Origin of the sequence: uncultured Brevundimonas sp. (assembly GCF_937863155.1) — a bacterium.
In the GTDB taxonomy this organism is placed as follows: domain Bacteria; phylum Pseudomonadota; class Alphaproteobacteria; order Caulobacterales; family Caulobacteraceae; genus Brevundimonas.
Genome location: NZ_CALMFB010000005.1, coordinates 48,643 through 56,714, shown reverse-complemented (window position 1 = coordinate 56,714; position 8,072 = coordinate 48,643). Strand labels below are relative to the sequence as shown.

Genomic DNA, 8,072 nt, shown 5'->3' with positions numbered 1-8,072 from the left:
GTGTCATCAAAGCTTGAACCGCACCGGGCATAAGCGCGGCGGTTGGATTGGGAGTTCGTCATGCGTCTGGATCGTCGCGGCCTGATTTCCGGCGGCGCCGCCGTCATGGCCTTTTCGGGCCTGTCGCGCAGCGCGGTCGCCCAGACGGCGCCCAGCGTCGAACAGGGACCGCTGAACCAGGTTCCCGGCTATGGCGCGCTGAAGCCCGATGCGAATCGCATCCTGGACCTGCCCGAGGGCTTTTCGTACCGCATCATCGCCCAGGGCGGCGAGACGATGGACGACGGCCTGTTCCTGCCGGGCCAGTTCGACGGCATGGCCTGTTTCCCGGCCGGGGGCACGCGCGTCGCCCTGGTGCGGAACCACGAGTTGAGACACGGCAGCCGCAGCCACCGCAACTGGGGCCCCGGCGGGCTGAACCAGGAACGGCTGGACCTGATCCCGCGCGAGCGCGCCTATGGAACCTACAAGAACGGCAAGGTGCTGCCGGGCGGCACCTCGACCCAGATCTATGACCTGGCCACCGGCCGCACCGTGTCGCAGCGCCTCAGCCTGGCGGGCACCTCGACCAACTGCGCCGGCGGCCTGACGCCCTGGGGCAGCTGGCTGACCTGCGAAGAGACCGAGGCCACGCCCGACACCGCCGATGTGGCCCAGACCCACGGCTGGGTGTTCGAGGTGCCGGCCCTGGATCGCGGCCTGGCCGACCCCGTGCCGCTGAAGGCCATGGGCCGGTTCGACCATGAGGCCGTGGCCGTCGATCCGCGCACGGGCGTCGTCTATCTGACCGAAGACAAGATCGACGGCCTGTTCTACCGCTTCATCCCGGAAGTGCGCGGCGAGATGGCGCGCGGCGGGCGGCTGCAGGCCATGGTGATCCGCGACAAGCGCGGCGCCGACACCTCGAACAAGACCGACCGGCTGTGGAACACCGGCGACGGGCTGGCTGTCGACTGGATCGATCTGGCGGAGGTCGAAAGCCCGAACGGCGACCTGCGCCAGCGCGGTCACGCCGATGGCGCCGCCCTGGTCTCGCGCGGGGAAGGCATCCACTGGGGCGACGGCGAACTGTATCTGACCGCCACCTCGGGCGGGCCGATCGGGCGCGGCCAGGTGCTGCGCTATGTCCCCTCGCCCGACGAAGGCCGCGCGGGCGAGAGTCGCCGTCCGGGCCGGCTTCAGCTGTTCGTCGAAAGCACCGACGCGCGGGTGCTGAACATGGGCGACAATCTGACGGTCGCGCCGTGGGGGCATCTGTTCGTCTGCGAAGACAACTATTCGGAGCAGAACCCCAACTTCCTGCGCGGCGTGACGCCGGACGGCCGGACCTATGCCGTGGCCAAGAGCGCCTACATCACCAACTCGGAGTTCGCGGGGGTCTGTTTCTCGCCGGACGGATCGGTGCTGTTCGTCAATGTACAGACGCCGGGGATCACCTTCGCGATCACAGGCCCCTGGGCGACCGTCCAGATGTGAACAGGCGCGGCTGGCTGCGTCGCACCAGCCACAGGTTCAGCGTCGCCAGAATCAGCACCACCGCCGCCCCCGCCTGGTGCAGCACCCCCAGCATCAGCGGCACGGCGTGGATCAGGGTGAAAATCCCCAGCAGCGCCTGCAGCCAGACCGAGGCCGCGGTGGCCATGGCCGCCGCCCCGGACCCTTCGGCTAATCGCCAGCGCCACGCCTGGACTGCATAGACCGTCACGAACACCAGCAGGCCATAGCCCCATAGGCGGTGCATGAACTGCACCAGCCCCTGATCGTGCAGCACGGCCAGAACGCCCAGCCCGGCCCAGTCGACAGGGGGCAGGACCGCGCCGTTCATCAGCGGCCAGTCGGTATAGACGAAGCCCGCCTTGGCCCCGGCCACCAGGGCGCCCAACAGGCATTGAACGAAGACGACCCCCAGCAGCATCGCCGCCCCGCGCGACCATCCGGCGGGCGAACGCGAATGCTCCGGCCCGGCCCACGCCTCCAGCCCCGTCCAGACCGCCCCCATCAGAATGACCAGCGCCAGGCCCAGGTGCGTGGCCAGCCGCTCCGGCGCGACATCGACCCGCTCGCTCAGGCCCGAGGCCACCATCCACCAGCCGACCAGCCCCTGAAGCCCCCCCAGGGCGAACAGCACCAGCACCCGCCAGAACAGCCGATCCGGCAGGCCCATCTTGCGCAGCAGCGACCCCGGCCCGGCCGTGCGGAACATCGTCGCCGTCAGCAGCCGCGCCACCAGGGCCAACATGACCGGAACCCCGACCACCAGGCCGATGAACCGCCCCAGGAACCGGTGCGCCCATTCCCACCAGAAGATGCCCTGGAACTCGGCCAGGCTCATGCCCGCATTGACCTGGGCGTACTGGGGGATCTGTTTGTACTTGTCGAAGGCCTCGGCCCACTGGGCGTCGTTCAGCGGCGGCACGGCGCCCAGGATCGGCGCCCATTCGGTGATCGACAGGCCCGAACCGGTCAGCCGCGTCGCCCCGCCCACCACCACCATGGCGAAGACCAGGGCGGCGGTGATGAACATCCACACCGCCACGACGCGGTCCCGATCCCGGATCCCGAAACGGTTCATTCGACGCCTGCCGTTAAGCCCGATATGCTCATCGCCCAGCGTGGCCGCTGGACGTCTCGCACGGGATATGCCCGTCTCCGGTGACGAGATCGAGTCGGTTTCGAGCGACCGGCGGTCGCACAGGTTTTCAGGAGCAGGACGTGCAATACGCCGAAATCATCGCCGCGGCCCTGGGTGTGCTAATCCTGGCGGCGATCGCCGATCAGATCACCGGCCGTCGCGGCTTCTTCGCCACCCTGCTGGTCTCGGGCGTGGGGGCGGCCTGCGGGGCCTTTCTGGCGCTGCGGGTGTTCACGGTGGCCACCCTGACGGACTGGACCTGGGTCGGCTGGGCCATGGCGGGAGCTGTGATCTGCCTGGTCGCCTTCTTCCTGTTTCGGAACAAGCGCTGATGCCGCCGCGCGCGCGGCGTTTCGTCGCCTCGGTCGGTGTTCTGGCCTTCCTGATCTTCTGGGTCTGGGGGGCCGTCAGCCTGTCGACGCGGCTGCCGGACAATTTCCTGGTCCAGCTGCTGTTCTACGCCGTCGCCGGCATGGGCTGGGGCGTGCCCCTGTTCCCGCTGCTGAAGTGGGCGGAAAAGGGCTGAAACGGCGAACGGGCGGCTGGTCCTGCGACCCGCCGCCCGCCTCGGACGCCATGCAAATCAGGGATTTGAATGGTCGGAGCGACAGGATTCGAACCTGCGACCCCTTGACCCCCAGTCAAGTGCGCTACCAGGCTGCGCCACGCTCCGAGAGGCGCTCCCTATAGACGGGGCTTCGCTGCGCCGCAAACCCCAAAATCGATGGATCGGCCTAACGGGCCAGAACGGCGTCCAGACGCGCCCGCGCGCTCTCGATCTGGACCAGCAGACCCCGCAGCCGGACCGAGGACGCCACCGGCGCCGGTCCCCGCGCCGACGGGGCCGCAGGCGCGGCTTCGGCCGGGGCCACGGCGGCGCCGACATCCACGCCCTCGCCGTCCAGCAGCCGCTTCAGCCCGCCGTCCTTGTGCAGGCGCTGGACGCCCCGGATGGTCAGGCCGTCGTCATGCAGCAGCTTTCTGACGGCTTTCAGGATCGCCACGTCCTGCGGGCGATAGAACCGCCGGCCGCCGGCCCGTTTCACGGGGGTGATGAAGCTGAATTTGGTTTCCCAGAAGCGCAGCACATGCTGGGGCGCGCCCACCTCTTCGGCGGCTTCGGAAATGCTGCGAAAGGCGTTGGGGCTCTTGGCCACGCGGGTCAGTCCACCACGGCGTCGTGGACCCGGCCCTTCATGATCTGGGAGGCGCGGAAGCTGATGACGCGGCGCGGATGGATGGTCGCCGGCTCGCCCGTCTTGGGATTGCGGCCCATGCGGGCGCGTTTGTCGCGCACCTGGAAGACACCGAAACCGGACAGTTTCACGGTCTCGCCGCGCTCCAGCGATTCGACGATCAGCTCCAGCGTGCGTTCGACCAGGGCCGAGCACTCCTGGCGGGACAGGCCCACCTCGTCATGAACCGCCTCGCAGAGGTCCGCACGGGTCAGAGTCTGTTGTCCGGCCACCAAAGCCTCCCGGTCCCGAAAATCGCCCGCGCCCATAAGACGGCAACGAGCGGCGATGTCAAAGCCTGCGATGCGCCTTACAGGCGAATCGCGCAGGCGCCCCAGGTCAAACCGCCGCCCATGGCTTCCAGCAGAACCAGATCGCCGCGCTTGATCCGGCCGTCGCGGATGGCGGCGTCCAGGGCCAGCGGAATCGAGGCCGCCGAGGTGTTGGCGTGCTGGGCGACGGTCGAGATGACCTTGTCTTCGTCCAGGCCCAGCCGGTCGCCGACGCCCTTGATGATGCGCTGATTGGCCTGGTGCGGCACGAACCAATCGACGTCGGCGATCTGGACGCCCGCATTGGCGACCGCGGCCGTCACCGCCTCGGCGATATTGACCACGGCATGACGGAACACCTGATTGCCGGCCATGCGCAGATGACCGACCGAGCCGGTCGTGGCCGGGCCGCCATCGACATACAGCAGGTCGGTCTTGTTGCCGTCGCAGCGCAGGGCGAAGCCCAAAAGGCCGGTGTCGGCGGGCGTCCCCTGCCCCGCCTTCGGCTCCAGCACCACAGCCCCGGCGCCGTCGCCGAACAGGACGCAGGTGGTCCGGTCGGTCCAGTCCATCAGCCGGGTCATCTCCTCGGCGCCGATGACCAGGGCGCATTTGGCCGCGCCGCGCGCGACAAAGCCGTCGGCCACGCTGAGCGCATAGACGAAGCCCGAACACACCGCCTGCATGTCAAAGGCGATGCACACCGGTACGCCCAGCTTGCGCTGCACGATCGAGGCGGTGGCCGGAAAGGTCATGTCCGGCGTGGTGGTGGCCACGATGATCAGGTCCACGTCCGCCGCCGTACGCCCGGCGTTTTCCAGGGCCTTTTTCGCCGCCTCGACCGCCAGGTCGCTGGTCGGCTGGTCATCGCGGGCGCGGTGTCGCTGGCGGATGCCGGTGCGCTCGATGATCCATTCGTCCGAGGTGTCGACGATCCTGGCCAGGTCGTCATTGGTGACGATCTGTTCGGGCAGATAGGAACCGACGCCGGTGACGGCGCTACGGGTGACGCTCACTGGATGCTCTCCCCGGCCGCCGCCGCATCGGGCGTGGCGTCGGCCGAATGGTCGAAGACGGCGTCCAGCCGTTTCAGGTTCTTGGCCACCTTGGCCAGATAATCGCTGCGCGCCAGGTCCACCGCGATGCGGATGGCCGAGCCGAAGCCCGCCGCCGTCGCGCCGCCATGGCTCTTGACCACCAGGCCGTTCAGGCCCAGCAACGGCCCGCCGTTGATGGCGTTGGGGTCGATCCGCGCCCGCATGGCCTTCAGCGCCGGCAGGGCGATCAGGGCGCCAACGCGCGAGGTCACGCTGGAGGTCAGGGCCTCCTTCAGGAAGGTCGAGATCAGCCGCGCCGTGCCCTCGGCCGTCTTCAGCGCGATATTGCCGGTGAAGCCGTCGGTGACCACCACGTCCACCTCGCCGGTGGCCAGGTCCGTGCCCTCGACAAAGCCGTGATAGCGCAGGTCGAAGGCGCCTTCGCGCAGCATGCGATGCGCCTCGCGTACCTCTTCATGGCCCTTCATGTCTTCAGAGCCGACGTTCAGCAGGCCGACCAGGGGCCGCTCGACGCCATGCACCGCCGTCTGGAAAGCCTCGCCCATGATGGCGAATTCGATCAGCTGGGCCGCGTCGCTGTCGATATTGGCGCCGACGTCCAGAACGGCGGTATGCCCGCCCTTGACCGTGGGCCAACTGGCCACCAGGGCCGGCCGCTCCAGCCCCGGCGCGGCCATGCGCAGGATCAGCTTTGAGATCGCCATCAGGGCGCCGGTGTTGCCGGCCGAGACGGCGGCCGCGGCGTCGCCGGTCTTCACCGCCTCGATGGCGTTCCACAGGCTGGAGCCCTTGCCCCGGCGCATGGCCTGGGCGGGCTTTTCGTCCATGGCCACGACCTTGTCCGAATGGCGGATCTCGATGATCGCTGGGTCCAGGCGCAGGCGCGTCATCTCGGCGCGGATCGCGGCTTCGTCGCCATGCAGCAGGAACCGCACGCCTTCGCCGCCGTGGCGGGCCAGATAGGCCTTTACGCCGCCCACGACCACGGGCGGGCCGTGATCGCCGCCCATGGCGTCCAGAGAGATCGTCGTCAGGGATGGCAAAGGGGTCGATGCTCCGTCACGCCGTCTGTCGCGGCGCTGAGTCAGGGCGACGATAGCGCCGCGTCAATGGGATGCAACCAGGCGGACCTTAGGTCAACCTTCGCCGTCATCCTTGGTCTTGAAGGTCTTCAGCACGGCGAAGGGATTGATCTCGGCCGGTTCGGGGGGCTGGACGAACTCGGCCCCCGGCTTGCGCGGGAATGGGTCCAGCGACAGCGCCAGTTGTTCCAGCGCATATTGGCCCAGGTCGATACGGCCGTCCTCGATCACGTCCGGCGCCTCGTCTTCCAGCAGGATTTCGATCTCCTCGTCGTCAGCGTCGGCGTCTTCAGCGCGCTCGACCAGCTCGATGACGAAATCGCGGTCGATCGAGACCGGCAGGGGCTCCAGCGTCAGGCCGCAGCTCTGAACCGCCTCGGCCGTCACCCGGCCGGTCAGCCGCCATCCCGTTTCTCCGGGCGCCAGGGTCAGCACCGCCTCGAACGCGTCCAGCGCCGCCAGGTCCAGCTCCCGGGCGATCCTGCGGCGCGCCTCGGCGTCGGGCGTCAGGGTGCGGTTCACCCCGGCGCCGATCTGGTTCACCCGCACGATGTCGCTGAGGGGCGGCTGATTCGGCTGGGCGTTCATCCGATCTCTCCCCAGTGGGGTCCGGCGGCCAGGGTCGCGGCCGGCTGATCCGCCAGCCGGGCGCGGCTGTCCAGCGCATAGCGGGCCAGGGCGGCGCCGGCGGCGGGATCCTCGCTCTCATAGACATTGCGCGCCAGGGCGGCCGACAGCGCGGCCTCGTCCGCTTCGACGATGGCGGCCTCATAGGCCTGCATGCGGCCGTACAGGGCCTCGCCCAGCTTGCGCATCTTCTTGGCCACCGCCATGTCGCCGACGCCCAGCTCGCGCAGGGTGTCGTCCAGCGAAGACACATAGGTGTCGAACAGGGCCTGGGCCGTTTCGGCGCCCTGGTCGCCCTCATGACGCAGCCGCAGCACCAGCAGCAGCACATGCAGGGTGTACAGCTCGAACCGCGCGTCGATCCGGTCGGCGACGCCCAGGCGGGTATAGAAGGCGGGCGTTCGCGCCTGATCCGCCGCCAGGGCGTACAGGGTTTCGGCCGTGGCCCGTGACGGGCGGGACTTGAAGAGTGATCGCAGCATGTTCGACGGCCCCTTTTCCGCCGCGACGTTGAACTAGGACGCAGGTCCGGCTAGGTCAAAGACCTTGTTTTCCCGCAGGCGTCATCTCATGCCCCGAAACGCTTCCGTCTTCGCCCTTCGCGCCCTTGCCGGCGCGGCCCTTCTGGCCTCGGCGGCCTGTGCGCCCATCGTCGGCGCCAATGGCTTCCAGGTCATCGACGCCGCGCCCGCCGATGTCGTGGCGGGCACGGACACCAAGGCCACGGTGCTGGCCCGCCTGGGTTCGCCCTCGACCACCTCGACCTTCGAGAAGGATCAGGTCTGGTACTACATCAGCCAGGTCACCGAGAAATACACCTTCCGCCGGCCCGAAGTGACCCAGCGCTCGGTGACCGAGATCACCTTCGCCGAAGGTTCGGATCAGGTGGCCGCCGTTCGCACCCTGTCGCTGGCCGATGGCGAAGGGGTCAGCATGGATGGGGCCGAGACGCCGACGCGCGGTCGTCGCCTGACGGTGCTGGAGCAACTGCTGGGCAACGTCGGCCGTGGCCAGCTGCCGCGCACCGAAGACGACGTTCCGGGCCAGCGCCGCCCCGACTGACGACCGGATCACTGCTGGCGGCCTCTGCTTCAGTTCAGGCCTGCCCCCAAAAGAACAAGGCCCCGGAGATCGCTCTCCGGGGCCTTTTCCTTGGTCACCGATGT

11 protein-coding genes and 1 tRNA gene are annotated in these 8,072 nt (G+C 68.8%); 4 read left to right on the top strand and 8 right to left on the bottom strand.

Features of this window, described 5'->3' with window-relative positions; translation table 11 throughout:
- Positions 1-60: 60 nt before the first annotated feature.
- Complete coding sequence (locus tag Q0581_RS00660) at positions 61-1,476, top strand: alkaline phosphatase PhoX (RefSeq protein WP_298696389.1); 1,416 nt, start codon at positions 61-63, stop codon at positions 1,474-1,476.
- Here the strand turns inward: Q0581_RS00660 and Q0581_RS00655 are convergent.
- A complete protein-coding gene (locus Q0581_RS00655; protein ID WP_298696386.1) occupies positions 1,445-2,572 on the bottom strand; it encodes a COX15/CtaA family protein in 1,128 nt (375 codons plus the stop codon). The genes Q0581_RS00660 and Q0581_RS00655 overlap by 32 nt on opposite strands.
- A gap of 140 nt (positions 2,573-2,712) precedes the next feature.
- Here Q0581_RS00655 and Q0581_RS00650 point away from each other — a divergent pair, with 140 nt between their 5' ends.
- The gene (locus Q0581_RS00650) at positions 2,713-2,964 is read left to right on the top strand and encodes a transglycosylase (RefSeq protein ID WP_298696383.1); all 252 of its coding nucleotides are present in this window, start codon (positions 2,713-2,715) and stop codon (positions 2,962-2,964) included.
- A complete protein-coding gene (locus Q0581_RS00645) occupies positions 2,964-3,158 on the top strand; it encodes a DUF2842 domain-containing protein (RefSeq protein WP_298696380.1) in 195 nt (64 codons plus the stop codon). Before Q0581_RS00650 ends, Q0581_RS00645 begins: the two co-directional genes overlap by 1 nt.
- A gap of 70 nt (positions 3,159-3,228) precedes the next feature.
- Here the strand turns inward: Q0581_RS00645 and Q0581_RS00640 are convergent.
- The 7 genes from Q0581_RS00640 to Q0581_RS00610 all read right to left on the bottom strand — a co-directional run bounded on the left by Q0581_RS00640 (position 3,229) and on the right by Q0581_RS00610 (position 7,388).
- Positions 3,229-3,305, bottom strand: a tRNA-Pro gene (locus Q0581_RS00640).
- A 61-nt stretch (positions 3,306-3,366) separates the two neighbouring features.
- Positions 3,367-3,789, bottom strand: coding sequence for a MerR family transcriptional regulator (locus Q0581_RS00635; RefSeq protein ID WP_298696377.1), 423 nt, complete (start codon positions 3,787-3,789; stop codon positions 3,367-3,369).
- 5 nt (positions 3,790-3,794) lie between these two features.
- Positions 3,795-4,136 carry an integration host factor subunit alpha gene (locus Q0581_RS00630; protein ID WP_298696375.1) on the bottom strand — a complete coding sequence of 114 codons (342 nt, stop codon included), beginning with the start codon at positions 4,134-4,136 and terminating at the stop codon, positions 3,795-3,797.
- Positions 4,137-4,177: 41 nt separating this feature from the next.
- Positions 4,178-5,155 (bottom strand): beta-ketoacyl-ACP synthase III, encoded by a 978-nt coding sequence (locus tag Q0581_RS00625; RefSeq protein ID WP_298696372.1) that lies wholly within the window; start codon positions 5,153-5,155, stop codon positions 4,178-4,180.
- A complete protein-coding gene (gene plsX, locus Q0581_RS00620; protein WP_298696369.1) occupies positions 5,152-6,240 on the bottom strand; it encodes a phosphate acyltransferase PlsX in 1,089 nt (362 codons plus the stop codon). Before plsX ends, Q0581_RS00625 begins: the two co-directional genes overlap by 4 nt.
- 93 nt (positions 6,241-6,333) lie before the next feature.
- Positions 6,334-6,867, bottom strand: coding sequence for a DUF177 domain-containing protein (locus tag Q0581_RS00615; protein WP_298696366.1), 534 nt, complete (start codon positions 6,865-6,867; stop codon positions 6,334-6,336).
- On the bottom strand, positions 6,864-7,388 hold the full coding sequence (locus Q0581_RS00610) for a ubiquinol-cytochrome C chaperone family protein (protein ID WP_298696363.1): 525 nt from the start codon (positions 7,386-7,388) through the stop codon (positions 6,864-6,866). Before Q0581_RS00610 ends, Q0581_RS00615 begins: the two co-directional genes overlap by 4 nt.
- 88 nt (positions 7,389-7,476) lie before the next feature.
- Here Q0581_RS00610 and bamE point away from each other — a divergent pair, with 88 nt between their 5' ends.
- Positions 7,477-7,968 (top strand): outer membrane protein assembly factor BamE, encoded by a 492-nt coding sequence (gene bamE / locus Q0581_RS00605; RefSeq protein ID WP_298696360.1) that lies wholly within the window; start codon positions 7,477-7,479, stop codon positions 7,966-7,968.
- Positions 7,969-8,072 lie beyond the last annotated feature (104 nt).

What these genes read in the sequence shown, in the direction of transcription:
- Q0581_RS00660 (WP_298696389.1), top strand. Translation starts at nt 61, where the DNA reads ATGCGTCTGGATCGTCGCGGCCTGATTTCCGGCGGCGCCGCCGTCATG.
- Q0581_RS00645 (WP_298696380.1), top strand. Translation starts at nt 2,964, where the DNA reads ATGCCGCCGCGCGCGCGGCGTTTCGTCGCCTCGGTCGGTGTTCTGGCC.
- Q0581_RS00615 (WP_298696366.1), bottom strand. Translation starts at nt 6,867, where the DNA reads ATGAACGCCCAGCCGAATCAGCCGCCCCTCAGCGACATCGTGCGGGTG.
- Q0581_RS00610 (WP_298696363.1), bottom strand. Translation starts at nt 7,388, where the DNA reads ATGCTGCGATCACTCTTCAAGTCCCGCCCGTCACGGGCCACGGCCGAA.
- Q0581_RS00655 (WP_298696386.1), bottom strand. Translation starts at nt 2,572, where the DNA reads ATGAACCGTTTCGGGATCCGGGATCGGGACCGCGTCGTGGCGGTGTGG.
- bamE (WP_298696360.1), top strand. Translation starts at nt 7,477, where the DNA reads ATGCCCCGAAACGCTTCCGTCTTCGCCCTTCGCGCCCTTGCCGGCGCG.
- Q0581_RS00630 (WP_298696375.1), bottom strand. Translation starts at nt 4,136, where the DNA reads ATGGGCGCGGGCGATTTTCGGGACCGGGAGGCTTTGGTGGCCGGACAA.